Origin of the sequence: Hafnia alvei, from assembly GCF_900095695.1 — a bacterium.
Classification (GTDB): Bacteria; Pseudomonadota; Gammaproteobacteria; order Enterobacterales; family Enterobacteriaceae; genus Hafnia; species Hafnia alvei_B.
This window is the reverse complement of record NZ_FMIQ01000080.1, coordinates 48,840-74,496: the sequence shown is the minus strand read 5'-3', so window position 1 is coordinate 74,496 and position 25,657 is coordinate 48,840. Positions and strand designations below refer to the sequence as shown.

Here is a 25,657-nt window from a genome sequence, read left to right as displayed (position 1 = left end):
ATTACGCAATGAAGAAAGGTTTAATTTGGCTGTCTTTGCTGGCGGCTTCAGTCACTGGCGCAGCACATGCAGGTGATGCTGAAATCCAGCAGTCGCTGAAAACATTGGGCGTACAGAAAGCCGAGATTCAGCCTTCTCCGGTTGCTGGCTTGCAAACGGTATTTACCGACAACGGCATGCTTTACGTGACCAGCGATGGTAAGCACATTCTGCAAGGGCCGATGTATGACGTCAGCGGCGCGGTGCCGGTTAACGTGACTAATCAGATTCTGGTTGGCCGTTTGCAAAAGCTGGTGCCTGAAATGATTGTCTACAAAGCACCAAAAGAAAAACATGTGATCACGGTCTTTACCGACATCACCTGCGGCTACTGCCACAAACTGCATTCGCAGATGAAAGAGTATAACGATCTGGGTATCACCGTTCGTTATCTGGCATTCCCGCGTCAGGGCTTAAGCTCTCAGGCGGAAAAGGATATGCAGTCAATCTGGTGCATGGCCGATCGTCGTAAGGCGTTCGATGCGGCATTGAGCGGTGAGGCCACTCAGCCAGCAACTTGTAATGTTGATATCAAAAAACACTATGAGCTCGGCGTGCAGTTTGGCGTGCAGGGAACTCCTGCCATTGTGCTTAACGACGGCACCGTGATCCCTGGTTATCAGGGGCCGAAAGAGATGTTGGCGATGTTGGATGCGCAGGCAGCCATGAGCAAGGCTAAAGGTTAATTGGTTTGATCGTATCAACACAGCTCCGCCGCCGAGAGGCGGTGGAAAATCATGAACTTCCTGACGATCTCCATCCGCTATTGCGCCGTGTCTATGCCAACCGTGGCATTGTTAGCATGCAAGAGCTGGAGCGTGGGGTAAAAGGTTTACTCTCATACCAGACGCTATCGGGTATCGATCGCGCGGTAGAGCTTCTCCATCAGGCACTGTCTGAGCATCAGCGCATTGTTATCGTTGGCGACTTTGATGCCGATGGCGCAACCAGTACCGCGCTTTCTATGTTGGCACTGCGCAGCATGGGGGCGGCAAACGTTCAGTATCTGGTACCGAACCGCTTTGAAGATGGCTACGGGCTAAGCCCTGAAGTGGTTGAGCAGGCGGCTGCCATGGGTGCAGAGCTGATCATGACCGTTGATAACGGAATATCGTCTCACGCAGGTGTTGATAATGCGCATGCACGCGGGATTAAAGTACTGGTTACCGATCACCATCTGCCGGGCGAAACTTTGCCCGCCGCTGATGCCATGGTTAACCCGAACCTCAACGACTGTGATTTTCCGTCGAAGTCATTAGCCGGCGTTGGTGTGGCGTTCTATCTGATGTTAGCGCTACGCAAGCATCTGAATGAACATGGTTGGTTCGAACAACATGGGATCGCCGCGCCGAATCTGGCTGATTTGCTCGATTTAGTGGCGCTAGGCACGGTGGCAGACGTTGTCGCGCTGGATGCCAACAATCGAATTTTGGTGCATCAGGGGCTTAACCGTATCCGTGCGGGAAAATGTCGTGTCGGGATCCGTGCGTTGTTAGAAATTGCTAATCGTGATGCCCGTCAGCTAGTGGCAAGTGATTTAGGTTTTGCGCTTGGTCCACGGCTTAACGCCGCCGGGCGCTTGGACAACATGTCGGTTGGCGTTGAGCTACTGCTCTGCGACGAGATGCCTAAAGCGCGCGAGCTTGCCAGCGATCTGGATAGTTTGAACGTGACGCGCCGTGAGATAGAGCAGGGCATGCAGGTTGAGGCATTACAGATTTGCAGCGAGCTGGAACGTACCACGGTTGAAATGCCGTACGGTTTAGCGCTGTATCATCCAGAATGGCACCAAGGCGTGGTGGGTATTCTCGCTTCCCGCATCAAAGAGCGTTTTTACCGTCCGGTGATTGCTTTTGCTCCGGCGGGCGATGGCATTCTGAAAGGCTCAGGTCGTTCAATTCACGGTTTGCACATGCGCGATGCGCTGGAGCGCATTGATTCGCAGAACCCCGGTTTGATCATGAAGTTTGGCGGCCATGCAATGGCGGCTGGGCTGTCTCTAGAAGAATCGCGCTTTGATGAATTCCGCCAGCGCTTTGCTGAACTGGTGGGTGAATGGCTGGATGCGTCTCAGCTTGAAGGCGTGATCTGGTCTGACGGTGAACTGGCGATGGACGAGCTTTCGCTGCCAACCGCAGAGTTATTGCGTGATGCGGGGCCATGGGGGCAGGCGTTCCCCGATCCTACCTTCGACGGCAAGTTTAAAATCTTGCAGCAGAAGCTGGTGGGTGAACGTCATCTGAAGCTGATGGTCGAGCCCGTGGGTGGCGGCCCGCTGCTAGATGGTATCGCTTTTAACGTGGATACCACGCTGTGGCCAGATCCGAGCGTACGTGAAGTGGAGCTGGCATTTAAGCTGGACATTAACGAATATCGTGGCAACCGCAGTGTACAGCTGATGATCCAGCACCTTTGGCCACGCTGACGCACTCGAACAAAAATCCATGTAATGTATGAGGGGTAGCACAAGCTGCCCCTTTTTGTTCTCGTTATACTGCTCAGATGATTAAGTGTAGTGAGACGCCGCTCTTTTATAAGAAGAAGTAATAACAGCGAGCCTGCAATAAGCCATACATTTTAATCGCATCGTTCCTCGCCGGAAATTGCAGCAATAGAGCTTGAAAATCGCGGAATGACTGCCATTTATAGGTGTGAGTTGCTATATTCTGTAAGGACATTTTGATAGAGTCGAAAGCTAGGCGTAAGCAGTTTTTTAGTTCATTACGCTGCCTTAACGCTATTTTTATCGTCTCTTTATGACGGTTTAGGAATTCCTTTAGAGGAATGACATGGTTCCGTCGCTGAACACTTAACGAAAGATATAAGAAAATATGTTTGAAATTAATCCGGTAAAAAGCCGTATCCAGGACCTGTCTGACCGGACAGAAGTTCTGAGGGGGTATCTTTGACTATGATGCCAAGAAAGAACGGCTAGAAGAAGTTAACGCCGAGCTCGAGCAGCCCGACGTATGGAATGAGCCAGAACGCGCACAGGCGCTGGGCAAAGAACGTTCCTCGTTAGAAGAAATCGTTAATACCATCAATCAAATGACTCAGGGTCTGGATGATGTATTCGGATTGCTGGAGCTGGCTATCGAAGCCGACGACGAAGAGACCTTCAATGAGGCCGTCGTTGAGCTGGATCAGTTAGACGCCAAACTGGCTCAGTTAGAATTCCGTCGTATGTTCTCTGGTGAGTACGACAGCGCTGATTGTTATATCGACATTCAGGCAGGTTCTGGCGGGACAGAAGCACAGGACTGGGCAAGCATGTTGCTGCGTATGTTCCTGCGCTGGGCGGAAGCCAAAGGTTTCAAAACCGAAATTATTGAAGAATCAGACGGCGAAGTAGCCGGTCTGAAATCGGCGACCGTGAAAATCTCCGGTGAATATGCTTACGGCTGGCTGCGTACTGAAACTGGCGTTCATCGCCTAGTACGTAAAAGCCCGTTTGACTCTGGTGGTCGTCGTCATACGTCATTTAGCTCTGCGTTTGTGTACCCAGAAGTGGATGACGATATTGATATCGAGATCAATCCAGCCGATTTGCGTATTGACGTATACCGCGCCTCTGGTGCCGGTGGTCAGCACGTTAACCGTACGGAATCCGCAGTACGTATTACCCATATTCCGACCAACATTGTGACCCAGTGTCAGAATGACCGTTCTCAGCATAAGAACAAAGATCAGGCAATGCGTCAGCTGAAAGCTAAGCTGTACGAATACGAAATGCAGAAGAAAAATGCTGAGAAACAAGTGATGGAAGACAACAAGTCTGACATCGGTTGGGGGAGCCAGATCCGTTCTTATGTACTGGATGACTCTCGCATTAAGGATTTACGTACTGGCGTTGAAACGCGTAATACACAGGCCGTGTTAGATGGCGACCTGGATAGATTCATTGAGGCAAGCTTGAAAGCCGGGTTATGAGGAAACAATATGTCTGAACAACAATCACAAGGTGCCGATCAGGCTCTTGATCTTAACAACGAAATGCAGTCTCGCCGTGAAAAATTGGCCGCGCTGCGTAAGGAAGGGATCGCATTCCCTAACGATTTCCGCCGTGATGCTACTTCGGACAAGTTGCATAGCCTGTACGACGAAAAGGATAAAGCAGAACTCGAAGATCTGAACATCGAGGTTTCTGTTGCTGGTCGTATGATGACCCGCCGTATCATGGGTAAAGCTTCCTTTGTCACTCTGCAGGATATGGGTGGTCGCATCCAGCTGTATGTGGCACGTGACGATCTGCCTGAAGGCCTGTACAACGACCAGTTCAAAAAATGGGACTTGGGTGACATCATTGGTGCGCGCGGTAAAGTATTCCGCACTCAGACGGGTGAACTGTCTATCCATTGTACCGAGATTCGTCTGCTGACTAAGGCACTGCGCCCGCTGCCAGACAAATTCCATGGTCTGTCCGATCAGGAAACTCGCTATCGTCAGCGTTATCTTGATCTGATCGCTAACGAAGAGTCTCGCGAGACTTTCCGTATTCGTTCTAAAACTCTGGCTGCTATCCGTAGCTTTATGGTGAACAAAGGCTTCATGGAAGTGGAAACTCCTATGATGCAAGTGATCCCTGGCGGTGCGTCTGCACGTCCATTCATCACTCACCACAATGCGCTGGATATCGATATGTATCTGCGTATCGCGCCAGAACTGTACCTGAAACGTCTGGTTGTGGGTGGCTTCGAACGCGTATTCGAAATCAACCGTAACTTCCGTAACGAAGGCGTTTCTCCGCGTCATAACCCAGAGTTCACCATGATGGAACTCTATATGGCTTACGCGGATTACAAAGACCTGATCGTTCTGACCGAAGATCTGTTCCGTACTCTGACTCAGGAAGTTCTGGGCAGCAGCATTGTTCAGTACGGCGACCAGACTTTCGACTTCGGTAAACCTTTCATCAAAATGACCATGAAAGAGTCCATCAACCACTATCGTCCAGACATTAAAATGGAAGATTTGGATGACTTGGATAAAGCGATCAAAATCGCTGAATCTCTGGGCATTAAGATCGAGAAGAGCTGGGGCCTAGGCCGTATTCAGTGTGAAATCTTTGACGAAACCGCAGAGAAAAACCTGATTCAGCCAACCTTCATCACCGAATATCCAGCAGAAGTTTCTCCGCTGGCTCGTCGTAACGATGATAACCCGTTCATCACTGACCGCTTCGAGTTCTTCATCGGCGGCCGTGAAATCGGTAACGGCTTCTCCGAGCTTAACGATGCGGAAGATCAGGCTGAACGCTTCCAGGATCAGGTTCGCGCGAAAGACGAAGGTGATGACGAAGCGATGTTCTACGATGAAGACTATGTGACTTCTCTGGAACACGGTCTGCCACCAACCGCTGGTCTGGGTATTGGTATCGACCGTATGATGATGCTGTTCACCAACAGCCACACCATCCGTGACGTGATCCTGTTCCCAGCAATGCGTCCAGTCAAATAAGTTTGTAAGCGGTAGCTAGCCTGCCGCATACAAAATAAAAATCCCCACGTTTTTTAAAACCGTGGGGATTTTTTTTAAGAAGTGATTTCCTAAATTGTGATCGCCCAAAGGTCTAACCGCTTAATTATTCGTCACTTAGTGTTTTAATCTGCTTGATGGCGTGGCAGAAGGGACTATAATGATCGCCACATTGATGCGGGCGTAGTTCAATGGTAGAACGAGAGCTTCCCAAGCTCTATACGAGGGTTCGATTCCCTTCGCCCGCTCCAATTCCCCACAAAAATTTCACTGAAATCAATTTCCTAGCAATTTAATTAGATTTTAAGTCATTTTCAACTCAGCTAGATTTACCTTAAATCGACTCCATATGTTGTATAAGAATATCTCTGGCATACCCTATGTGCTCATAAATCATACAACAACCCCTCGCAAACATTGAAATACATCTCGCAAAGCCAACAGGAACAGATTAGCCCTACAAATCGAACCTAACGGCTTAAGGGAAAGATATTTTGTTTCTGTTATCAAGGTAAGGCTAAATGTTGCCATTGAAGGGCTTAGCTATAAGCTTCTTTATATGAAGCTAGTAGCAAGCACGATAAAGGCTTAGGAGCTATCGTATGGAGCAGGAACCTGCTCGCAGCGGCTGCAGCAACATTTGAAGTACTCGCAGCATTACGGTTGGAAGATGTCTTTTATTATGCCCACAGAGTTTGTATGTTCTGCTGTATTTTAGGTATGAAGAGGGATTGTGCACCAGGTTTGACAAGTTGTAATTTGCTTTACCAGCTGTATTTTTAGGTTTAATGCTGAACTTCTTGGCTAGTTGAGAGTGTATTTATTAAAAATGGCAAGTTTTTTTTTAGACTGTACGAAGCCTCTATGTTTAATTAAAATCTTAGTTGCCGAGTATCAATGCGTTAATTTTTTTAAAGAAAAAATTCATTGATTTCTATTAAGGGTAACAAATATGTCGTTTAAGATATCCGGCTTGTCTGGTAATTTTCCTAATAATAATGTCCGGTGGGGTTCTGATTTTTCTCAGCCACGAGCATTTAGTCAAAAAGGAGGCATTTATAGAAGCAAACAAACGTTTTATTTAGAAGGAACTAATTCACAGTCTTTGCTTTTAGTGACGTGTGATTTACAGTCTCTTCCACTGGATGCAAACGGGAATCCTTTGCCATATAATCTAAATGTGGTATCAATTTACTCAACAGAAAATGCCCAGCAAATAGCGATTGCCGATCTGGCGGTATTTGGCTCATTAGATTCATTATATTTTCCAGAAACGGGAAATATAAATAAAATGGACCCATCGCAGTCATTTTGGGCAATGGTTGATTACCTCTATGCAATAAACGAATAAAATGTTAACAGCAGAGGCCTGAAAGAACTGGTCTCTTTTTATAATATTATTTTCGCCATAATCGCTGGAATCTCATCGAATTGCTTGCAGTATAAATAACTGTATGATGAATGTTTCGATGACCTAAGTAGTCTTGTATCAAGCGAGTGTCAGTTCCTTGATTTGCTAATGCGTATCCACAGGCATGTCTTAACATATGCGGATGTGCTGAAACACCAATGTTGGCCATGGAGGCATAATTTTTAAGTAATGTGTATATGTGCTGACGGGAAAGTTGGCTACCTTTTTGTGATAAAAATAGCCAAGGTTTTCCTTCAGAATTCAACCATCTTTTACGCTCTTTTATCCAAAGCTCTAGGTTACAAGCTTCATTTTCATAAACAGGATGTGTTGTTGAAAAACCATTTTTCAAGCGGCGAATATGCATTTCTCCAGCATCAATATCAATATCTGATAACTGAAGGTTACATAGTTCCGTTACCCGCAAACCATGCATGAAACATGTGTTAATAATGCAATAATCTCTTAATGGATATCGACCATCTTTTGTTTTGAATAAAATTCGCTCTATTTCTGATTCTGATAGATATTTTCGAGAATTCATGTGTTAGCAGCCTTGTTGCTAGTCTTATTTAGCGTATAGGGATGATTTTTGTTTGTCGCGATTTGCTATTCTCTCTATTAGTGATATTAATTATTTAATAGTGTTTAGGTAGTTGACGAATAAAAATTAGCTTTCCCTTCTCCATGTCAATATATTTACCTTTTCGGAGCGCTGACAAAATATTGAGTATTGTGCTACGCCCTAATAATGTTCTTTGTTGAATAAAATGATAAACGCTAATGTTCATTCTACTCTCTTCAGATTCCATCCATAATTCGAGTAGTTTATCTCGAACCATCGCATAGGCGGTTACACCAACAAGTTGCTCGTCTCGGATTGAAAGTAACCGAATAAACCATGCTAATACGATTGAAACTTCGCGCCATAAACACAGGTTTGTCAGCGCTTGCAGCGCTATAAGTGCAGGTATAGCTGTACCATAACAGTCGCTTTGAGCCATAAAATAGTCACGACCTTGCGGGCGTAAGCATTCGACTAAACCTAAGACGCTGAGTCCGTGGCCTGAAGTAATCAGTAAGTCGTCTGACTCTCTATGGATAGAAAAATCCCCATCTCAACAAGGAAAATACAATCATTTTTGTTTGGTAGTCCAAGATGAGTAATTTCTCCTTGGTGTATAAAAAATGGAGTACCGGATGATGAGATGCTTTGTTGTATTTTAGTCAGCTCATCTAACGGTTTTTCAGCAAGGCTTCTTATTTTATCTACGCCTAAGTTATTAGCTATTGAAAAGTTAGACATAACGCCCCCATTTAAAATTAATACTCAAATCTAACATGTTGCTCTATATGTAACATACTGTTTTCTTAGTCCATAAATAGTCTTGTAAATATTCTTTACTCTATTTTTTATTACTCAAATGCTAATTGTGAACTTCTTTTTGTTTATTTTTTTATGATTTAATCATGACATCATTAATTGATTAAACAAGACAAAATAGACCAAACTGTAAGTAGATTAAACCCAGCATAATTTAAGTCAAATAAGTTTTATGTTTACTTTTAGATGCTTAAATAATTGCTTGTTTTAATTGGAAAATATCTAAAAAAAATGATGTGACTTGAATTATCTAATTGCGAAATTTTTTTATTATGAAGTTGTTTGACTTTGTAGTTAGCACGTGAGCCAAAAGCATGGCTATGTATATGCTATTTTTCTGTTTTTTCTTGGCGTTTTTTGTTGAAATAAAATAAAAACAAAGAATTATATTCTGAATATTACAGTTTGGTCCAAAATGTCTCGTTTTTAATTATTTCATTTCATTTATTTCTGCCATACTCCATAAAATCGCTTTGCATTAGTCGCGGTATAAATGACTGTGTGCCTAATATTTCTATGTCCTAAATAATCTTGTATTAATCGGGTATCAACACCGAGGTCTGCCAGAGCGTAACCGCATGCATGTCTGAGCATATGAGGATGAGGTTGAATAGTTAGGCCGGCAATAGAGCCATATTTTTTTAATAAAGTATAAATTTGCTGCCGGCTAATTGCCCCTCCTTTTTGTGATGGAAATAGCCATGGCTGTAGAGCATTTCGAGTAAATGCACGCTTGCTTAGCCAGAGATTAAGAAAGGGGATGACATCTTCTGTAAGAGGGTGAATAGTGCTAAGGCCATTTTTAAGTCGGCGTATGTAAATGATTTTTTGTTGCATATCCAAGTCTGTAAGAGTGATGTTACATAGTTCACTCACGCGCAATCCATGGAAAAAACAAAGTCGAAAAAGGCAATTATCACGAGCCGGATGTGTTCCAGTTTGCGTAGCGGTTAGAATTTTTCGAATTTCAGAGCGAGTTAGGAATTTTCTTTTATCCATTATAATACCCTATGTAATTAATATAATAGCTGATATTGGATTTTATAAAATCCACACAAATCAGTTGATTAATTTGTTGTTTATCAAGGAGAACTTATGATTTAGGCTCCAATCAGTGCTGGTTTTTTCGAATTGTAAAAGGTGTAAACGTGTAGAGTGTTTTTCTGATTCACTACATAGCCTTATCTAGTAGAATATAAATGCGGGTTCAGACCGCTTTGATACTATGACAGAAATCAACAAGTTAGATATAAGTGTTTCTCGGAAAAATCGTGTTTCTACATCTGAGGATACGCAATGCGGTGTTTCGCATTCGTTTTCTGTAAAGCAGGCTTTGCTGCCAACCGAAATGATTCGGCCATCCGAAGTAATCCGATACCTGCATGACATTCTTTTGCCTGTAGCGGAGCCATGTCCGATCCCCCCTGGGCGGCAATTTCCTAGTAAAAAATGTAACCACGACATGCTATGGCTGGTAACGTCAGGTAATGCAACAATTTATCGGTCTTATGACGAGCTAAAAATCGGCGTTGCTGAGGGACCACTTATTCTAGGATTACAGCGAATCATCTCTCCTTTCGATAGACACATGATGCGGGTTTCGCGTAATGCTGTTGTGTTCTCACTGCCAGCCGCTCTAGCTCGCAACATCATTGATAAAGAGGGACTCTGGAAGGAAGCTGCAGAGGTGCTAGCTTATTATCTAAGAATGATGGTTTATAGAGATGAACACCTTGTTAGCCAGGCCTCTTACACAGCTATCCGAGTCAAACTGCTTGAATACTTGGCTAATAAAGAGGTTCATATCCAGAATAGAATGAATGTCGCTGCCTATATTCAGTCCTCTACGACACTATCTAAAAGCCTTATTTACCAGGTGATTGGTGAGCTAGAGGAGGGAGGGTACATTAGTATTACTAAAGGAAAGCTTGATAGTGTCAGTTTTTTACCTGAACGAATTTAATCTAATTGACAGATAAACATTGGCATATGTTGCCATAATGTCAGGATATTAAGAAATATTGTATCGATAATGGTAAGTATAAAAGTTAAGCAATAAATGATGGTTTTTGTCGCTCTATATGTAGAATCTCTACTTTTAGATGACAGAGCGGAGAGTGTTTCATTGGCTTGGCAAGGTGGTTAGCTGACTAAGTTCGTGGCCGCTGCCAGTGTTTTTTAGTAGCCCCTATAAACCCAAATAGGTCCACATTTTCCCTCGATGACCCAGCGACTATTTCGATTTATTCCTCATTTATCATCAATATATATATCTATGCCAATAAAAACTCAGCAATATAAATATGTTCAATCACCTAAGGCTATAAGAGACATAAAGCACTAAGCCTAATGAAACGAGCCATAGCGCTAAGAGCGCCAGTATTGCCCGGTAAAACAGCCGTCGCACTCCTTGCCAGCGTTCATTCATTGAGCGCGTTTTACCTGAAGCAGCTCCCCATAAGCACCCCATTCCTTGATCAAATTCAGCAAGATTGCTTTCTTCATTGAGGAGCTGGAAAAGTCGTTCATCCAGCCATAGACGCCAGCAGTAGTAGTGCGTAACCAGAAATAAAATGCACAGTGCTGCAACTTCGCATATCGGTAAAAAGGCAAATGCTAGCACCATCGGTAGCAGTGATAGCGCCGCGAAGTAACGCCAACTTGACAGATGAATCTCTATAATGCGGTTTGTCATGCTGATGTTTGGCATCGTGTTTCCTTATACTTTTCCAGCACATCAATATGGGCAGGCGTTAATACAATTTGCGGGCGATGATGTTTGATGAGTGCAATAGCCTGCGGCACAGAAGACACGTGGTTTTTAGCCAGCAACCAAGCGGCCACCACCGTTGCACTGCGGGATAAACCTAATGCGCAGCAAACCAGAACCGTACCATTGGTTAAGCGTAACTGACTGAGTTTACACAAGATCGCATCAATATCTTGTAGCGTAGGCGGGGTTAAATCCATTAACGGATAAGCTGACCAGCGAAATGTCGAAGGAACTTTTCTATGAAACTCCGCCGTGAGGTCAAGCACTGCGCTAGGCGGTGAGGACTTCCCCGGAAATCCCCCTAAAGATATTCCATCGAGGATAGGGGACACCGCGGGGATATGGCGGGAAAACCACTTTCTAGAAATCCGCGCCCCAATTAAATAAGGCCAGAGCAATAAACGTGCAGAAAGCGATAAATGCCCTGCATCGTTTTTTTGAAATATGCTAGTACCCAGACCTACATAGCCTAATGAGACAATGAGTAAAGCAGTCGCTGGCCACAGCAAAATAGAGCCATATGGGATAAGCCCCCCAGCTAGAAAAAATAAGGCACTTGCGGTGGCATATTTTGCTGCAAGCCGAAGCGTGTGTGGAGATGGGCGCTTCCAATGCCATTGGCCTTTGATCGGGATCGCGTAGCTGATAGCGACCGCAACGATAAAACCACTGATGACATCGATAAAATGATGCTGCCAAGTCGTTAACACGGACGCTGCAATCAGTAAAAACCATCCTCCGCACAGGAAGCGCGCTTCACGCCCCAAATGCTGACGAAAACGTAACCACAGTAGCCACGCGAGGATGATATGCAAGGATGGGGCTTGGTTATAAGGGAGATCAAACTGCTCGAGCTGATGGAATAACCAGCCAAATATGCCCTGCGTTTCTGGGCGAATAAACGAAAATCTCAGTGGGAAAAATAGGAAACCTATACAGGCAATAAGCGATGCAGCAAGCAGTCGACAGCCGTGGCGTGTTAGTTCTTGCTTTGAGGTACAGATAAAAAACGAAAGACCATACAGTAGATCAATGCTCCAGTAAGGCACGATGGTCCACGGCATAAACGGGATCGCATGTTCCCAGCCGAAAACTATGCTTTCCACGTCGTCTCTTGTCGCAGTGAATTGATTTACCTGCCCGTAGCTGAGAAAAAATAGTGGGCCTAGCAACAGAAGCCAGCACAGCCCATGTTTCCAAAGGCTGCCATTATTTTGTGAAGGTTTGCACTGAGCCATTTTATTTTCTTATCGCGAGTGACACGGTGAAAATGCCAAACTCATCAATAACCTGATGGCATTTTTCAAAACCAGCCTGTTCCACAAGCGTATCCATCTCTTTCTGGCTACGTACACGCATCATCCACGGAATCCCGTTCTGATGGCTAGTGAGGGTATACGCGATGGTTTTTAACTGCGGGTGCCATGGCTGGCCGGTATATACCAATATGCCGCCGACAGGTATGGCTGCCGCAAGCCCAGCCAATGACGTTTTGATTAAATGATTATCAGGGAAGAGTTCGTACAGCCCTGAAACAATCCCTAGCGTGGGTGCCGGATTAAGCGTTGCTAAGGAGTCATAGTCGAAAGCATTCCCTTTTTGAAACTGTGCGATAGCGCTTAACCCGCGTTCCGCGATCATCGCCTGACCTTTTTCCACATTTAAATCGCTGTAATCACGCAGCAATATGCTTTCAACGCCTTGTTGTTTCTCCAGTGCATCCAGCACATAGCGGCCATGCCCTGCGGCGATATCCACCACGCGCACGGGGATATTTCTGTCTTGCAAGGACTTAACCGCCTGCTCGATCATCTGCTGGATATGTATTTTACGAACCCGAATGCCGCGCCAGCCAACGCTGTTGAGATAGTTACGGTCGATTACGCGTCCCAGAGTGCCTTGACCTTCGGGTTGATTGCGATAGACATAATCTAGCGTGCTACCGGAGTCGAAGCCTGTTTCGTAACCAAGCCGCATTCCTTTTGACTTCTTACCGATAGTTTTCATCCCAAAGCTTAGTGCGGCATAAAATAGACCTTCCAGCGACCGCGCTTTTGGCGGCGCTTGCAATTCACGATAGGCATCGGCGCTCGGACTCCATCGATCTTCATGGCTGTAATCGAATGCATAAGGTTCGGCTTTATAAAGCTGGTCGATAAAACTTTTCATTTTATCGAAGGCTAAACTGCGTTCTTTTTCACCCAAAGTATCGTGATAGAAGCCCGGTAAAATATGTTGTTCTTTTATTGCACTACGTAATCCGGCGTAGAATTGTTTTTGCGGTTTTGCATGTACCACGAAATCGTCGCCGGAAATAAGTAACTGAGTTGGCAACGTAATCGCCGATGAGTCGGAAACAATGCGGTCAGCCGTTTTGTACAGGTCTAACAAGATGTTCACGGCGATTTGACGCGTAATCAGTTTGTCATTTTCAAAGCTGGCGATGCGCTCGGGATCATGGCTGAGGAATTTACCTTTTACGTAGGAATTTACATAAAATAGACCACGAAAACGCTGCATTAAGCCAAGGCCAGAACGGGCAAACGGTACGTATAGCTTGACCTTAAACGCCGGAGACGCCAGTACCATACCGCGAATTTTCGGCGCAAAATCATGAACCCATGTTGATACCAGCACGGCACCCACGCTTTGAGCAATCACCACAATATCATCGAGTCTGACCTGTGCATCCTGTGCGACAAAACGCACAAACTCATCCACATCCAATACCGAGCGTGCAAGGCTTGGGCTATAGCCGCGAGCACCCGGTGACTGGCCGTGACCACGGGCATCCCAGGCGTAAAAATGCGTATCGGGCATCATCAGTTCGTCGACAACATGCTGCAAACGCCCAGAGTGCTCATGCCCACGATGAAACAGAACGATGACTTTATGACTGTGACCTTCCGTAGCAGGCCAGTGGCGAAAATATAATGATGTCTTGTCGCTGGTAAAGAATGTGCCTTCCTGAAATAAACGTGCTTCCTGAATCATGCTGTTTTCCTTGTAGCAAGCTGTTGTAAAGCGACAAAACGATTTAGTAGTAATCGCTTAAAAGTGATTTTGTCTGCGTCATAAAACAATGCGTCATCAATAAATATGTCGATAAAGAAAGGCACCGGGATTTTTTGACCTTTCCCCATCGAACGGTCAAGGCCGTGCATATAGACAGGAATAATAGGAACCTCGGGGCACTGTTGGCTCAAATGCCAGATACCGGATTTTATTTCTGAAAATTTACCCGGCTCTCCGCGCGTGCCCTCGGGAAAAATAATCACGATTTTCTTTTCATTCAGTGCATCAACGCAGGCTTGTAGCGGGTTGGCCTGATGGGCTCCACGATAAACGGGGATGATGCCGATCACCTTCAGTGCAAACCAGCTAATCAGTTTGTTTTTCAGAAAGTAATCTGCAGCAGCTACGGGCTGCACGTTGACCAACGTTGAGAGCGGAAATAGGGTGAAGAGTGTCAGTACATCGAGGTGGCTGTTGTGGTTCGCCACGATAATCGCTGGGCCATCTATCGGTAATTTTTTACGACCAGAGACGCGAACGCCGAGCCAAATCCAAACCACAGGATAGGCAACGCACAGCGTAAAAATCCAGCGCAGCATACGGTTCATGAGCGCCTCTTAAACGTAGAAGTAATAGTAAAAGTGGAAGAACAGCGGTGCGGTATAAATCAGCGAATCCATGCGATCGAGAATACCGCCGTGCCCAGGCAGCAGCTTGCCGGAATCTTTTACGCCGAAGTCGCGTTTAATCGCTGACATCACCACATCACCGCAGAATCCACTTAGGCCAATAATGACGCCAGCAGCCAATGAATGGAGCCAATCCATTGGTGTAAGTAGGGGGCCAAAAATTGCCGCTAGCAGTGTGGTGGTCATCACCCCGCCGATTAAGCCGGCCAGCGTTTTATTCGGACTGACTTTAGGTGTGACCTTGATTTTACCCAGCGATTTTCCCCACAAATACTGAGATATATCGTTAAGCTCTGTCGCCGCGACTAAGAAAATAACCAGCAAAGCACCCGCGTTGGCATCAACGCCGGGCAGGGTTAGCAGAAAGGCAACGTGACTCAATGCAAATACCGTAGTCATCATTCCCCAGTGCATGACCGACGCAGAGTGAAGAAAACCTTTGGTATCGCCGACGATAACCATGCGCGCCGGTAGGAATAAAAATACATAAATAGGAATGAAGATAATAAACATTCCGTACCACGACATACCTATCCAGATATATTGCAGGGGTATTGCGGCGTACATCCATAGCAACGGCACGCTGTCTGAGCGTCTCGTTGGCGCTAGGGTTAGGTATTCTTTTAACGATAGGAAACTGATAAAACCGAAGAAAGTCAGCGCCAGCCATTTGGGCGACAGCATTGCCAGCGAAAATAGGCAAATAATCACCCACCAACTATTGATGCGCTGTTGTAACTCCAACCAGTCGCGCTGTGGACGGCATTTTTTTAAGGCGAAAATAATAATGGTCGCCAGCAGCAAAACGCTGAAAATCCCGCCGAGGCAATAATATAACGTATGCATGGTATCAGGCATTTTTCGCCTCCAAAGCACAGCGACAACGGTTGACACAGGTCCATGCGAGGAGCAGTGCCGCAACACCAAATACGATATTGGCAACGCCGATATACTGAGGCCAAAGCGCAATAAAGAGACCTAATGCACCGAGTACAAACGCCCGATCGCTTTTGCCGAGTGGGCCGCGATAGTTCCTGACCCCCGTTAGTGTTTGGACGATCACGCCACAAAACTCAGTGAGCCAAGAAAGCAGCACCACCAGTATCACCAGCCAAGGCGCGATGCCGGTTAAAAAAGCGAAAGCGAGGTAGAGTGCAGCATCAGAAATAATATCGCCGACCTCGTTTAGAATGGCCCCGAGCGTTGATTGTTGCTTAAACTCTCTGGCTAGCATGCCGTCGATAGCGTTTAGCGCCATGCGAAAAAATAAATAAAACGGTAGCGAAATATATAAAATTGGATTGGGGAAAAACATCAGCCATCCACCCAACAATACTGATGTCAGCATGGCCAGTAGCGTGACCTGATTGGCTGTTACTCCCCAATCATGAAGTTTGATAACGATAGGTCTTAATAGATTCTGAAACTTCGGTTTAATGTCATATAAGGTCACGTTATGGCTCCTGCCAAAAATTTTAAATCTGCCTATCCCCGAAGATGCTTCTCTGCGCCAGCAAAGCGTTTATAGCTACGCTGTCGTAGATATTCGGTGTGACATAAAGAAGAGAGGGGGATTGAAAAGAGAACCTTCAGCATCGTTCTATCCTACATCCATTTTTAGCCGGTGAGCATACACGCAGTTTTTATATGGTTAATTGTGTTTTATTTCACAAAGGCGAGCAATGTTTTTAAATGTAATCGCCTCATCTTTACATGCTTTTTACATACTTTCAGATTTTTCATACGCTGATAAGCGATTCACATTGCTGTTTAAAAATGCCAATACAATGCATGTTTTATATGGAAAGGAAAATTTTCATATAATGGGAGTTACACAGGGGCAGGTTATATATAAGATTTTTATTGTAAGTGAAATAATGATTATTTTATATCTTGCTCTGCTTTAAGGTTTATTTCTATACTGACTACTTGAATGGATTTGTTATATATATCGGCTTTGCGTGATAATAAAATATTATTTTCTTTTTAGCCTATATTAATCATAATATTTCGCCTGTGTGAACTAATCTTTTTCACCAATTTTAAATGTGTTTTCATTTTGAACATTAATCATTTCATGCATCGTGAAATAAGCTAGATCAGATAGAACGACACATGGAACCCAGTAGCCCTAAGATTTAGTCTAGGCTAAATCATGAGAATGTAGGCCAAATAAATAACGACCTTGGGTGATGAAGTTTCTATATGGTAATACACTGATTATTACCGAAACGTAAATGCTTTTTTGTGATAATTAGGTGTATAGACGCTAAATAGGCTGCTTGATGGCAAGGATGATTTATCGGAGTATGGGGAATTGCCCTGTTGCGATAAAGCATAATTTCTCCTTATTTAAGCGGTTTTCCCCACACTCTTTACAATCCAAATACTTTGCAATTATTCATCATCACTTTATATCTTTGCTAGTGATACTGTCTTATCCGTCAACATATGGATTTAGAGCATTCGCTCATCGAGGCGTATCATGAAAAAGTTAATTGGCGTAGCGTTGGTTGCAGCGTTACTTGCCGGATGTGCAACCAACTCGCCTTGCGTACCGGTCTATGACTCTCAGGGTCGCTTGGTGCATACCGACACGTGCATGAAAGGTACGACTCAGGATAACTGGGAAACGGCTGGCGCGATTGCCGGTGGGGCAGCGGCGGTTGCTGGCTTAACGTTGGGTATTATCGCGTTAACGAAATAATGGTTTCATTGCCGACACACGAAATAAAAAAACTCAGCTTATTGGCTGAGTTTTTTTATGTCTAAATACAAACATATTATTCTTTCTTTTCATCTTCATAGCGACGTTTAGCGTCTACTGCTTCTTGGTGTGTAGGATGCTCGCTAATCAGCGTATTGGGCCGCGGATGGTCTGCCCGTAGCTCGTACCAAATTTCCGTTGCGCCCTGCGTACCTTTTCTCACTTCCACAATTTCTGCGTGTCTTGGATAGGGTGGTTTACCTGCCATTTGAGCTCCTTACTATTAGGGGAATTCATGTAGCCGCTGATTTCAGTATAGACAAAGAGGGCAAGTGGCTAGAGAAAACCGATTATTCTTAGCGTTAATGCGATGGTTTCGCGAGGCGTTGACAAACCTCGGCAATATAGCCTTCAAGATGATGAATAAACGCGCTCACCAACACGGATGACGGGCGATGCTTGGGCAGAATTAAGCTCACGGTGAAGGGAACGTCAACGCTAAAGGGACGGATCTCAATCCCTTGCCCAACGAAATCGAGCGCGGTTAACGGGTTCACAATAGAAATACCCACGCCTTGGCGAACCATTGCGCAAATGGATGCGGCGCTGTGCGTTTCTACCACCATTTGGCGGCTCACCTGTTCGCGGTGAAACAGCGCATCAAGCGTCTGGCGATAGCTATCATTGGGTGAAAGGCTGATATAGCGCTGATTTTCAAAGTCCTGTGGTGCCAAATGAGACTTGCTTAACAGAGGATGCCCGCTCGGTAGAATGCAAACTTCGTTGAACGTGGCTAGAGTCTGGCGTTCGGTACCGGGCGGCGTGTAGGTATTTTCGGTCAGGCCAAGGTCGTAGCGTTGGGCAGACAGCCACTCTTCCAGTAGCGGCGATTCCTGTGGGATCACGTTCAAACTCACATCCTGATATTCACTTAAAAATGTGCGGCAGACGTTAGGTAACAGCGACTGAGAGAATGCGGGCAGGCAGGCGACGGAAAGCTGTGCCTGTTGGAACTGACGAATATGCTTGGCGGCATCGGCAATACGCTCGATGCCGTAGTAGGAGCGTTGTACTTCTTCAAACAGTTGAAGTCCCTGTGCGGTGGGTCTTAGGCGACCGCGCACCCGATCAAACAACGATATTTGCAGCAGTTTCTCAAACCGAGCCAGTTCACGGCTCACCGTTGGCTGTGATGTATTGAGCAGCAGTGCTGCCTCCGTCAAATTCCCCGTTGTCATCACGGCGTGAAAAATTTCGATTTGGCGTAGGGAAATAGCAGGCATAGTCAGCGGGCTCCGAAGATGAACAGCCTATATCATAAATGAATAGACTTGCTCTAAATAGATATTTTCTTTAAGTCATCTGCAGTGGCAATAATCGGAGAACAACATCCAACAACACAAAAAATAGACTGACCGCAAAGAGGATCTCATGCCACGTTCACTAAATGATCGCACCACCGCGCTGAATATCGATAATCTGATGACGCTGCCACAACGCTTTGGCTGTCCGGTGTGGGCTTATGATGGCGATATCATAAAGCAGCAGATTGAAAAGCTGCGTGAATTTGATGTGATCCGTTTTGCGCAGAAGGCCTGTTCTAATATTCATATTTTACGTTTGATGCATGAGCAAGGCGTTAAGGTCGATGCGGTTTCATTAGGTGAAATTGAACGTGCGCTGATGGCAGGTTTTCAGCCGGGGGGTAACCCAAGCCAAATCGTCTTTACCGCTGATGTGTTAGACGAAGCCACCCTGGCGCGTGTTGTTGAACTGAATATTCCTGTGAATGCGGGTTCCGCCGATATGCTCACCCAACTGGGCGAGCGCTCGCCGGGTCATCCCGTGTGGCTGCGCGTTAATCCGGGGTTTGGTCATGGTCATAGCCAGAAAACCAATACGGGCGGTGAGAACAGCAAACACGGTATCTGGTTTGAAGAGCTGCCGCAGGCGCTCGCGCTGATCAAACGTTATGAGTTGCAGCTGATTGGTTTGCACATGCATATCGGCTCGGGCGTGGATTACCAGCATCTGGCACAGGTATGTGACACCATGGCGCGCCAAGTGATCGAACTCGGTCACGATATTCAGGCTATTTCAGCGGGTGGCGGTTTGTCTATCCCCTATCAGCAGGGCGATGAATCTATCAATGTGTCGAACTACTATGCTCTGTGGAACGACGCTCGCGAACGTATCGCACGTCATCTTGGTCACCCAGTACATCTTGAAATTGAACCTGGGCGCTATTTAGTGGCTGAGTCCGGCGTTTTAGTGGCGCAGGTTCGTTCGGTTAAAAATATGGGCAGCCGTCATTTTGTTCTGGTTGACGCTGGTTTTAACGACCTGATGCGTCCGGCTATGTATGGCAGCTATCACCATATTTCGCTCATGCCAGCAGACGGGCGAGATGTGAGTGGGCAGCCGCTGATTGAATCTGTTATTGGTGGTCCTCTTTGTGAGTCTGGCGACGTATTTACACAAAAGGCGGGTGGGGAAGTGGAAACGCGCGCGCTTCCTGCGGCACAGGTTGGAGACTATTTAGTCTTTCATGATACCGGCGCTTACGGTGCATCGATGTCTTCAAATTATAATAGCCGCCCGCTATTGCCTGAGGTGTTATTTGAAAATAATCAGCCGCGTTTAATTCGCCGCCGTCAGACAATTGAAGAGTTATTAGCGTTAGAAATTATGTAAATTTGTCCTCGTCATACTTCAAGTAACTTGTATTGCTTGGGTATAGCGCTAAGAAGTTTCATGTGCGTTAGCAATTTGTTGACGCACATGCTTAAAGAATAATAGTTATTATTTACTCCGATATCATTAGTATTAATTGTGATATTTAAGCGTTTAGATCATATCTATCCGACCTTAGCTTCCCGTAGAATAACGGTCCTAATCATTTCACGCGCATCATCTTCAGCTATGAATACCGTCAAAATACAGTCTTCAACCAGAATGAATCCGGTCTGGCAGGATATGCTGCATCAGGCCACACAAACGCTGCTTGCTCAGCGCTCACTCTCTGAGCTAATGCGGGCACTACACGGCTTGTCATTCTCCGTTATTCGTTTTGATCGCGTGAATATTTTACGCCTTGACCCCTTGCACAATCGTATTACTCATTACGGCTATGAACCTGAAAGCAAACAAATGCGATGCTCCAATGACGTATTGTTAGCTGAAGGGCCGGGGGGAAAAGTCTGGGCCGACCAGCAGCCTATTTGCTGTCGACGCGATGCGTTTGTTCAGCAGTTTCCACAGGTGTCTGAACTGGTGCAGTATCGCGATTTAAACGTCTATTATCAGCTGCCGCTGACTACGCCACGCCAAAGATTAGGTGGTATCGAATTCATTAAACACGGCGATCAACAGTTCAGCGAAAGCGAGCTGGCTCTGGCACAGCCGTTGGCTGAGGTAGTTGCTAGCGTATTAGAGAACATCCTTGAGCGTGAACATGTTCAGCTTGAGGAAGAGAGCCTGCGCCGCGAGCGCGATCACTATCGCATTTTGGTGGACGTCACGAATGCCGTCACCTCTAAGCTTGAGCTCGATGGGCTGGCTGCGGAGGTTTCCAAAGAGATCCATCGTTTCTTCGGCATCGACTATATCGGCCTGTCGGTTTTTGATGAACAGGAAGATCGTTTTAAAGCCTATGTCGCCTGCTACCAAAGCGGAAAACCGGTGCTGCGTGAACAAAAATATCTGCCGCTGGAGGGCTCCCTTGCCCAACAGGTGGTGCAAAGCGAAGAGATGCTGTTGATGGATTTGCAGGACTCAGCGCGCCTTGCTCCGCAGGATCGCCAGCTAGCGCAGATGCTTGCGTTTGGCCATCAGACCATCTGCCAGCTGCCGCTGATCTTTGGTAATAAAGTGCTAGGCGTTCTGAAACTGGCGCAGTGCCAGCCCGCGATATTCAGTGATAATAACCTTAAGCTGCTGCGTCAAATTGCGGCACGTATCGCCATCGCGGTGGATAACGCGCTGGCATACGGTGAAATATCGCGCCTGAAAGATAGCTTGGTACACGAGAATCGCTATTTAACCGAACAAATTCGCCAAGGCAGCGATTTTGGTGAAATCGTTGGTCAAAGCGCGGCGATAAAAAGCGTGTTGGAACAGGTTGAAATGGTGGCTTCGAGCGACTGTAGCGTGCTGATCTTGGGTGAAACGGGAACAGGCAAGGAGTTGATCGCACAGGCTATTCATAATCTCAGCACACGCAATCAAAAGCGCATGGTTAAAATGAACTGCGCCGCCATTCCTAGTGGCCTGATGGAAAGTGATTTATTCGGCCATGAGAAGGGCGCTTATACCGGCGCAACGTCACAGCGAATGGGGCGTTTTGAGTTGGCGAATAAGAGCTCGCTATTTTTGGATGAGGTGGGTGATATTCCGCTTGAGCTTCAACCAAAATTGCTGCGCGTATTGCAGGAGCGAGAAATTGAGCGACTGGGCGGGAATAAAATTATTCCGGTAGATGTTCGTCTGATAGCCGCCACTAACCGCGATCTGAAACAGATGGTGCTGGATCGTGAATATCGCAGCGATCTCTATTATCGCCTTAATGTTTTTCCTATTGTGATCCCGCCTTTGCGTGAACGCCCAGAAGATATTCCACTGCTGGTCAAATTCTTCACGCGCAAAATTGCTAAACGTATGAATCGCACTATCGATAGTATTCCAACGGAAACCATCCGCATGCTGTGCGATTTACCGTGGCCGGGTAATATTCGTGAGCTGGAAAATATCATTGAGCGTGCCGTTATCTTAACGCGCGGGCCGGTATTAAACTTGCAACTCAACGAGCTGCAATATCACCTTTCGCCACCGTTGGTGAATAAGCCTGCGCAAGCGGCGCCTTCTGCATGGTCAGTGACACCGCCTGCGGAAAAGGCGGCGCACGATCCAGCGCAGGGCGGTGAATTCAGCGAGCGTGAGCGCATTCTGGCGGCATTGCGTGAGTCTAACGGTATTGTGGCTGGCCCTCGTGGTGCTGCGGCACGGCTTGGGCTGAAACGCACCACGTTGATTTCCCGTATGCAGCGCTTAGGCATTTCTGCGAAGGACTAAAAACCTCTCCTCGCACGGGCGAAAATGTACGTTTTTCGCCCGTGTCATAGCGTCGACATAAGTGTCGACACGTCATCACTCGCCAGAACCATCCCGCCTGTTTATCTTGTCACTTTGAATGATTAATTCCCGTAATTATCTGAATAACATTGGTTATTTAATTATTTTATTTATTGGCACGGATTATGCTTTTGTAGTGATTGAAACGCTCAACGCTGCCGAATGTCGGCCTGATTGAGCGTCAAACAATCAGTGGGGCGATGCCCTAGGTAACACACTCCAACCCACAATGTGGAGCGAGGCAAAGAAGTATGAAGGTCAGCGAATTAACCGAAAAGTCGCTTTATATCCATGACAAAAATGAAAAATTAATGGCGCAGTGGGCTTTGTATAAAAGCAGCTTAATCAAAGCCGCGACGTCTTCAAAGCTGAAGATTTTTCATGAGTTCAGCTGCGGTGATGGTGACAGCGTTAACTTCACGGTGTTTGATCACTTTATGGTTGAAGTGAAGCTGGCAGATGAGTTTTACAGCAAAAAGATCCAGTACGGACTGCGCATGAACGATGAACAGGGCGAAGATCATTTTGTGGAAATTAGCCATTCAACCATCGATGAGAATGGTCAGATTGATGGCAAGGTTAACAACCGTTCGATGGATGCGGTGTTGGAACACTATCTGGATAAGATCCACGATCTGTATGAAATCTTGTATCAGGCGATGAATACTAACCAGCCGGTGCGGGAATTGTTGGTAGGGAAGTTAGGCACTCATTGATCAATACCTCTCCTTATGCTGAGGAGAGAGTTACCCCACCCCAACCTCCCCTTCGCAGGGGAGGGAGCAGTTCAGCTTTCGATATTAATTCAGTGCTCGATCGGCTCCTCCCCTGCGAAGGGGAGGTTGGTAGGGGGACAATCACGAATCTCAACAAATTCTTGGCAGCGGCTCACTGTGTGGTAAATCCAGCAGACGAGAGGTGCCATACATTCCGGTTAGGCGTACTTGTTTCCCTTCAGTCACCACGCCAACCGTTGCAGCGTCCACTCCCAATGGATGCAGATGTAAGCTATCAAGCACCGCTTGTTCAGCTTCTGGCGCAACGGCTATCACCAGCTTTCCTTCGTTGGCAAAATTCAGTGGCTCTAGCCCTAGGAGTTCACAAATACCGCGCACCGCGCTTTTTACCGGAAGTAATTGCTCGATAACGTCGATACCGCAGCCGCTCGCATTGGCGAACTCATGCATAATGGCGGTCACGCCACCGCGGGTTGCATCACGTAGGGCTCGAACGCCAGGGATATTACGCAGTGGCGCAATCAGCGGAGCCAGTACCGCGCAGTCGCTGGTCAGTTCAGCTTCAAGCCCCAACTGCTCACGCAGATTCAGGATCGTGGCACCGTGATCGCCAAGCGTACCGCTGACGATCAGCTTGTCGCCGGGCTGGATCTCTGACGTTCCCCAGTGAATATCGTTCGGGATCGCGCCAATACCGGCGGTGTTGATAAAGATCTTATCCGCAGCGCCGCGCTGAACCACTTTGGTATCGCCAGTCACGATCTGGATATTTGCCGCACGCGCGGTCGCCGCCATGCTACGCACGATCTTTTCCAGATCGGCCAGCGGTAACCCTTCTTCAAGAATAAAGCCACAGGAGAGATATTTAGGCTGAGCGCCACTTACCGCCAAATCGTTGGCGGTGCCGCATACGGCCAGCTTACCAATATCGCCACCGGGGAAAAATATCGGGTCGATAACATAGCTATCGGTGGTGAAGGCCAAGCGATCGCCGTGCTGGTTGAAAACACTCAGCGGCAAACGTGCCTGATCTTCACGTTCATCTAAAGCAGGATTGCTAAACAGGGGCAAAAACAGCGTATCAAGCAGTTGCTGCATCGCGCGGCCACCGCTGCCATGCGCCATCGTTATCACATCATCTTTAGACCATTCACTCATTCTTCGTACCTTCTCTTATTCAAGCCCACGACGATATTGATAGAACGCCGCACAGGCCCCTTCAGAAGAAACCATCAGCGCACCAAATGCGTTTTGCGGATTACAGCCAACGCCAAACAGAGGACATTCGGCCGGTTTGCAGCGACCGGTGAGTACATCACCGCAGCGCGCTCTTGGATCATCGGCGACTTTCTGTTCTTGCGGGTGGAAGCGTAATTCAGCGTCGAACTGAGCATACGCAGGGCTTAAGCCTACGCCGGAATGGGCGATTTCGCCTAAGCCACGCCATTCGCTGCTCTCTTTGGTGACGAATACTTCATCCAGAACTTTCTGCGCGATAGCATTGCCGTGATCGGGAACGATGCGGCGATATTGATTTTCCACGCTGCAGCGTTCCTCGGCAATTTGCGCTACCAGCATATCCAGCGCCTGCAAGATATCGAGCGGCTCAAAGCCGGTGATAACCAAGGGCTTGTGGAAATCTTCGCAGATAAACTCATAGGGATGAGCGCCAATGACCATGCTGACATGGCCGGGTGCGAGGAAACCGTCGATGCGTACATTCGGCTGCTGCAATAGGCTGCGCAGCGTAGGCGTGATCGTAATGTGCTGGCAGAAAACCGAGAAGTTTTTCAACCCCAGCGTTTTCGCCTGCTGCAGCGTTACCGCCGTGCTTGGCATCGTGGTTTCAAAGCCAAGGCCGAAGAACACCACTTCTTTGTCTGGATTCTGCTGCGCCAGCGCGAGGGAGTCCAGTGGCGAATAAACGATGCGAACATCAGCGCCTTTGCGTTTGGCATCCAGTAGAGAACCGTGGCGCCCTGGGACGCGCATGGCATCGCCAAAGGTACAAAAAATCACGTCCGGCTGGCTTGCAATTTCGACACACTCGTCGATGCGGCCCATTGGCAGAACGCAGACGGGACATCCGGGGCCGTGTACAAACTCGATCTCCGGTGGCAGCAGCTGATCTAGGCCAAATTTAAAAATAGCGTGAGTATGTCCGCCGCAAACTTCCATCAGCTGAAGAGGAAGTTTGCAGTGTGAAGGTAAGGTTCGAACCCGCTCTGTAATCCGCTGAACCAGCTTTTTAGCCAGTTCAGGATCGCGGAACTCATCAACAAACTGCATATCTCATA

At 46.7% G+C, this 25,657-nt stretch carries 24 protein-coding genes and 1 tRNA gene; 11 read left to right on the top strand and 14 right to left on the bottom strand.

Annotated elements, in window-relative coordinates; all coding sequences use genetic code 11:
* Nucleotides 1–8: 8 nt before the first annotated feature.
* From dsbC to BN1044_RS21185, 6 genes are all read left to right on the top strand, one after another.
* Entirely contained in the window at nucleotides 9–725 is a 717-nt protein-coding gene (dsbC, locus tag BN1044_RS21210) for a bifunctional protein-disulfide isomerase/oxidoreductase DsbC (protein ID WP_072310339.1), read from the top strand.
* 5 nt (nucleotides 726–730) lie between these two features.
* Nucleotides 731–2,464 (top strand): single-stranded-DNA-specific exonuclease RecJ, encoded by a 1,734-nt coding sequence (gene recJ, locus BN1044_RS21205; RefSeq protein ID WP_072310338.1) that lies wholly within the window; start codon nucleotides 731–733, stop codon nucleotides 2,462–2,464.
* Between the two features lie 406 nt (nucleotides 2,465–2,870).
* Nucleotides 2,871–3,969, top strand: a protein-coding gene (gene prfB, locus BN1044_RS21200; RefSeq protein WP_139130989.1) for a peptide chain release factor 2 whose coding sequence is annotated in 2 segments (ribosomal slippage) — nucleotides 2,871–2,945 and nucleotides 2,947–3,969 — 1,098 coding nt in all. Because the reading frame shifts where the segments join, the coding sequence is not laid out codon by codon here.
* A 9-nt stretch (nucleotides 3,970–3,978) separates the two neighbouring features.
* On the top strand, nucleotides 3,979–5,496 hold the full coding sequence (lysS, locus tag BN1044_RS21195; protein ID WP_040046179.1) for a lysine--tRNA ligase: 1,518 nt from the start codon (nucleotides 3,979–3,981) through the stop codon (nucleotides 5,494–5,496).
* A 195-nt stretch (nucleotides 5,497–5,691) separates the two neighbouring features.
* Nucleotides 5,692–5,765: transfer RNA gene (locus BN1044_RS21190), tRNA-Gly, on the top strand.
* 701 nt (nucleotides 5,766–6,466) lie between these two features.
* Nucleotides 6,467–6,865, top strand: coding sequence for a hypothetical protein (locus tag BN1044_RS21185; RefSeq protein WP_072310337.1), 399 nt, complete (start codon nucleotides 6,467–6,469; stop codon nucleotides 6,863–6,865).
* Between the two features lie 46 nt (nucleotides 6,866–6,911).
* On the opposite strand, the gene BN1044_RS21180 is transcribed toward BN1044_RS21185, so the two are convergent.
* The 4 genes from BN1044_RS21180 to BN1044_RS21165 all read right to left on the bottom strand — a co-directional run bounded on the left by BN1044_RS21180 (nucleotide 6,912) and on the right by BN1044_RS21165 (nucleotide 9,308).
* Nucleotides 6,912–7,469: a tyrosine-type DNA invertase gene (locus BN1044_RS21180; RefSeq protein WP_072310336.1), complete on the bottom strand. Its 558-nt coding sequence runs from the start codon at nucleotides 7,467–7,469 to the stop codon at nucleotides 6,912–6,914.
* A gap of 94 nt (nucleotides 7,470–7,563) precedes the next feature.
* A complete protein-coding gene (locus tag BN1044_RS21175) occupies nucleotides 7,564–7,929 on the bottom strand; it encodes a helix-turn-helix domain-containing protein (protein ID WP_072310335.1) in 366 nt (121 codons plus the stop codon).
* Nucleotides 7,930–8,000: 71 nt separating this feature from the next.
* Complete coding sequence (locus BN1044_RS21170; RefSeq protein ID WP_072310334.1) at nucleotides 8,001–8,231, bottom strand: hypothetical protein; 231 nt, start codon at nucleotides 8,229–8,231, stop codon at nucleotides 8,001–8,003.
* A 522-nt stretch (nucleotides 8,232–8,753) separates the two neighbouring features.
* Complete coding sequence (locus tag BN1044_RS21165; RefSeq protein WP_072310333.1) at nucleotides 8,754–9,308, bottom strand: tyrosine-type DNA invertase; 555 nt, start codon at nucleotides 9,306–9,308, stop codon at nucleotides 8,754–8,756.
* A gap of 226 nt (nucleotides 9,309–9,534) precedes the next feature.
* Between BN1044_RS21165 and BN1044_RS21160 the strand changes: the two genes are divergently transcribed.
* On the top strand, nucleotides 9,535–10,272 hold the full coding sequence (locus BN1044_RS21160; RefSeq protein ID WP_081329640.1) for a helix-turn-helix domain-containing protein: 738 nt from the start codon (nucleotides 9,535–9,537) through the stop codon (nucleotides 10,270–10,272).
* Nucleotides 10,273–10,620: 348 nt separating this feature from the next.
* On the opposite strand, the gene BN1044_RS21155 is transcribed toward BN1044_RS21160, so the two are convergent.
* From BN1044_RS21155 to BN1044_RS21130, 6 genes are read right to left on the bottom strand one after another with little or no spacing between them, the layout of a single operon-like run.
* Nucleotides 10,621–11,019 (bottom strand): hypothetical protein, encoded by a 399-nt coding sequence (locus tag BN1044_RS21155; protein ID WP_072310331.1) that lies wholly within the window; start codon nucleotides 11,017–11,019, stop codon nucleotides 10,621–10,623.
* Complete coding sequence (locus BN1044_RS21150) at nucleotides 11,001–12,320, bottom strand: phosphatase PAP2/dual specificity phosphatase family protein (protein ID WP_072310330.1); 1,320 nt, start codon at nucleotides 12,318–12,320, stop codon at nucleotides 11,001–11,003. The genes BN1044_RS21155 and BN1044_RS21150 overlap by 19 nt, the downstream gene beginning before the upstream one ends.
* Before the next feature lies 1 nt (nucleotide 12,321).
* A complete protein-coding gene (locus tag BN1044_RS21145; RefSeq protein ID WP_072310329.1) occupies nucleotides 12,322–14,076 on the bottom strand; it encodes a bifunctional alpha/beta hydrolase/class I SAM-dependent methyltransferase in 1,755 nt (584 codons plus the stop codon).
* On the bottom strand, nucleotides 14,073–14,705 hold the full coding sequence (locus tag BN1044_RS21140) for a lysophospholipid acyltransferase family protein (protein ID WP_072310328.1): 633 nt from the start codon (nucleotides 14,703–14,705) through the stop codon (nucleotides 14,073–14,075). The genes BN1044_RS21145 and BN1044_RS21140 overlap by 4 nt, the downstream gene beginning before the upstream one ends.
* 9 nt (nucleotides 14,706–14,714) lie before the next feature.
* Complete coding sequence (locus tag BN1044_RS21135; RefSeq protein ID WP_072310327.1) at nucleotides 14,715–15,644, bottom strand: phosphatidate cytidylyltransferase; 930 nt, start codon at nucleotides 15,642–15,644, stop codon at nucleotides 14,715–14,717.
* The gene (locus BN1044_RS21130) at nucleotides 15,637–16,239 is read right to left on the bottom strand and encodes a CDP-alcohol phosphatidyltransferase family protein (protein ID WP_072310326.1); all 603 of its coding nucleotides are present in this window, start codon (nucleotides 16,237–16,239) and stop codon (nucleotides 15,637–15,639) included. Before BN1044_RS21130 ends, BN1044_RS21135 begins: the two co-directional genes overlap by 8 nt.
* A gap of 1,032 nt (nucleotides 16,240–17,271) precedes the next feature.
* On the opposite strand from BN1044_RS21130, the gene BN1044_RS21120 reads away from it, so the two are divergent.
* Nucleotides 17,272–17,493, top strand: coding sequence for a putative periplasmic lipoprotein (locus BN1044_RS21120; RefSeq protein WP_025801597.1), 222 nt, complete (start codon nucleotides 17,272–17,274; stop codon nucleotides 17,491–17,493).
* Between the two features lie 76 nt (nucleotides 17,494–17,569).
* On the opposite strand, the gene BN1044_RS21115 is transcribed toward BN1044_RS21120, so the two are convergent.
* Nucleotides 17,570–17,761 (bottom strand): YaiA family protein, encoded by a 192-nt coding sequence (locus BN1044_RS21115; RefSeq protein WP_072310324.1) that lies wholly within the window; start codon nucleotides 17,759–17,761, stop codon nucleotides 17,570–17,572.
* 94 nt (nucleotides 17,762–17,855) lie between these two features.
* The gene (locus tag BN1044_RS21110) at nucleotides 17,856–18,776 is read right to left on the bottom strand and encodes a LysR family transcriptional regulator (RefSeq protein WP_072310323.1); all 921 of its coding nucleotides are present in this window, start codon (nucleotides 18,774–18,776) and stop codon (nucleotides 17,856–17,858) included.
* A gap of 148 nt (nucleotides 18,777–18,924) precedes the next feature.
* Between BN1044_RS21110 and lysA the strand changes: the two genes are divergently transcribed.
* The 3 genes from lysA (at nucleotide 18,925) to hycA (ending at nucleotide 23,339) form a co-directional block, all read left to right on the top strand.
* Nucleotides 18,925–20,187, top strand: a complete 1,263-nt coding sequence (gene lysA / locus BN1044_RS21105) for a diaminopimelate decarboxylase (protein WP_072310322.1) — start codon at nucleotides 18,925–18,927, stop codon at nucleotides 20,185–20,187.
* A gap of 228 nt (nucleotides 20,188–20,415) precedes the next feature.
* Nucleotides 20,416–22,563, top strand: a complete 2,148-nt coding sequence (gene flhA, locus BN1044_RS21100; RefSeq protein ID WP_072310321.1) for a formate hydrogenlyase transcriptional activator FlhA — start codon at nucleotides 20,416–20,418, stop codon at nucleotides 22,561–22,563.
* A 311-nt stretch (nucleotides 22,564–22,874) separates the two neighbouring features.
* Nucleotides 22,875–23,339 carry a formate hydrogenlyase regulator HycA gene (hycA, locus tag BN1044_RS21095; protein ID WP_072310320.1) on the top strand — a complete coding sequence of 155 codons (465 nt, stop codon included), beginning with the start codon at nucleotides 22,875–22,877 and terminating at the stop codon, nucleotides 23,337–23,339.
* Nucleotides 23,340–23,489: 150 nt separating this feature from the next.
* Here the strand turns inward: hycA and hypE are convergent, their stop codons facing one another.
* Together hypE and hypD are read right to left on the bottom strand one after the other, a co-directional pair.
* Nucleotides 23,490–24,518, bottom strand: coding sequence for a hydrogenase expression/formation protein HypE (gene hypE, locus BN1044_RS21090; RefSeq protein ID WP_072310319.1), 1,029 nt, complete (start codon nucleotides 24,516–24,518; stop codon nucleotides 23,490–23,492).
* A 15-nt stretch (nucleotides 24,519–24,533) separates the two neighbouring features.
* Nucleotides 24,534–25,649 (bottom strand): hydrogenase formation protein HypD, encoded by a 1,116-nt coding sequence (gene hypD / locus BN1044_RS21085; protein WP_072310318.1) that lies wholly within the window; start codon nucleotides 25,647–25,649, stop codon nucleotides 24,534–24,536.
* Nucleotides 25,650–25,657: the final 8 nt, after the last annotated feature.

Excerpts from the sequence above, each read along its gene's own strand:
- dsbC (WP_072310339.1), top strand. The coding sequence starts at position 9 with ATGAAGAAAGGTTTAATTTGGCTGTCTTTGCTGGCGGCTTCAGTCACT.
- lysS (WP_040046179.1), top strand. The coding sequence starts at position 3,979 with ATGTCTGAACAACAATCACAAGGTGCCGATCAGGCTCTTGATCTTAAC.
- BN1044_RS21185 (WP_072310337.1), top strand. The coding sequence starts at position 6,467 with ATGTCGTTTAAGATATCCGGCTTGTCTGGTAATTTTCCTAATAATAAT.
- BN1044_RS21180 (WP_072310336.1), bottom strand. The coding sequence starts at position 7,469 with ATGAATTCTCGAAAATATCTATCAGAATCAGAAATAGAGCGAATTTTA.
- BN1044_RS21175 (WP_072310335.1), bottom strand. The coding sequence starts at position 7,929 with ATGGCTCAAAGCGACTGTTATGGTACAGCTATACCTGCACTTATAGCG.
- BN1044_RS21170 (WP_072310334.1), bottom strand. The coding sequence starts at position 8,231 with ATGTCTAACTTTTCAATAGCTAATAACTTAGGCGTAGATAAAATAAGA.
- BN1044_RS21165 (WP_072310333.1), bottom strand. The coding sequence starts at position 9,308 with ATGGATAAAAGAAAATTCCTAACTCGCTCTGAAATTCGAAAAATTCTA.
- BN1044_RS21160 (WP_081329640.1), top strand. The coding sequence starts at position 9,535 with ATGACAGAAATCAACAAGTTAGATATAAGTGTTTCTCGGAAAAATCGT.
- BN1044_RS21155 (WP_072310331.1), bottom strand. The coding sequence starts at position 11,019 with ATGCCAAACATCAGCATGACAAACCGCATTATAGAGATTCATCTGTCA.
- BN1044_RS21150 (WP_072310330.1), bottom strand. The coding sequence starts at position 12,320 with ATGGCTCAGTGCAAACCTTCACAAAATAATGGCAGCCTTTGGAAACAT.
- BN1044_RS21145 (WP_072310329.1), bottom strand. The coding sequence starts at position 14,076 with ATGATTCAGGAAGCACGTTTATTTCAGGAAGGCACATTCTTTACCAGC.
- BN1044_RS21140 (WP_072310328.1), bottom strand. The coding sequence starts at position 14,705 with ATGAACCGTATGCTGCGCTGGATTTTTACGCTGTGCGTTGCCTATCCT.
- BN1044_RS21135 (WP_072310327.1), bottom strand. The coding sequence starts at position 15,644 with ATGCCTGATACCATGCATACGTTATATTATTGCCTCGGCGGGATTTTC.
- BN1044_RS21120 (WP_025801597.1), top strand. The coding sequence starts at position 17,272 with ATGAAAAAGTTAATTGGCGTAGCGTTGGTTGCAGCGTTACTTGCCGGA.
- BN1044_RS21115 (WP_072310324.1), bottom strand. The coding sequence starts at position 17,761 with ATGGCAGGTAAACCACCCTATCCAAGACACGCAGAAATTGTGGAAGTG.
- BN1044_RS21110 (WP_072310323.1), bottom strand. The coding sequence starts at position 18,776 with ATGCCTGCTATTTCCCTACGCCAAATCGAAATTTTTCACGCCGTGATG.
- lysA (WP_072310322.1), top strand. The coding sequence starts at position 18,925 with ATGCCACGTTCACTAAATGATCGCACCACCGCGCTGAATATCGATAAT.
- flhA (WP_072310321.1), top strand. The coding sequence starts at position 20,416 with ATGAATACCGTCAAAATACAGTCTTCAACCAGAATGAATCCGGTCTGG.
- hycA (WP_072310320.1), top strand. The coding sequence starts at position 22,875 with ATGAAGGTCAGCGAATTAACCGAAAAGTCGCTTTATATCCATGACAAA.
- hypE (WP_072310319.1), bottom strand. The coding sequence starts at position 24,518 with ATGAGTGAATGGTCTAAAGATGATGTGATAACGATGGCGCATGGCAGC.
- hypD (WP_072310318.1), bottom strand. The coding sequence starts at position 25,649 with ATGCAGTTTGTTGATGAGTTCCGCGATCCTGAACTGGCTAAAAAGCTG.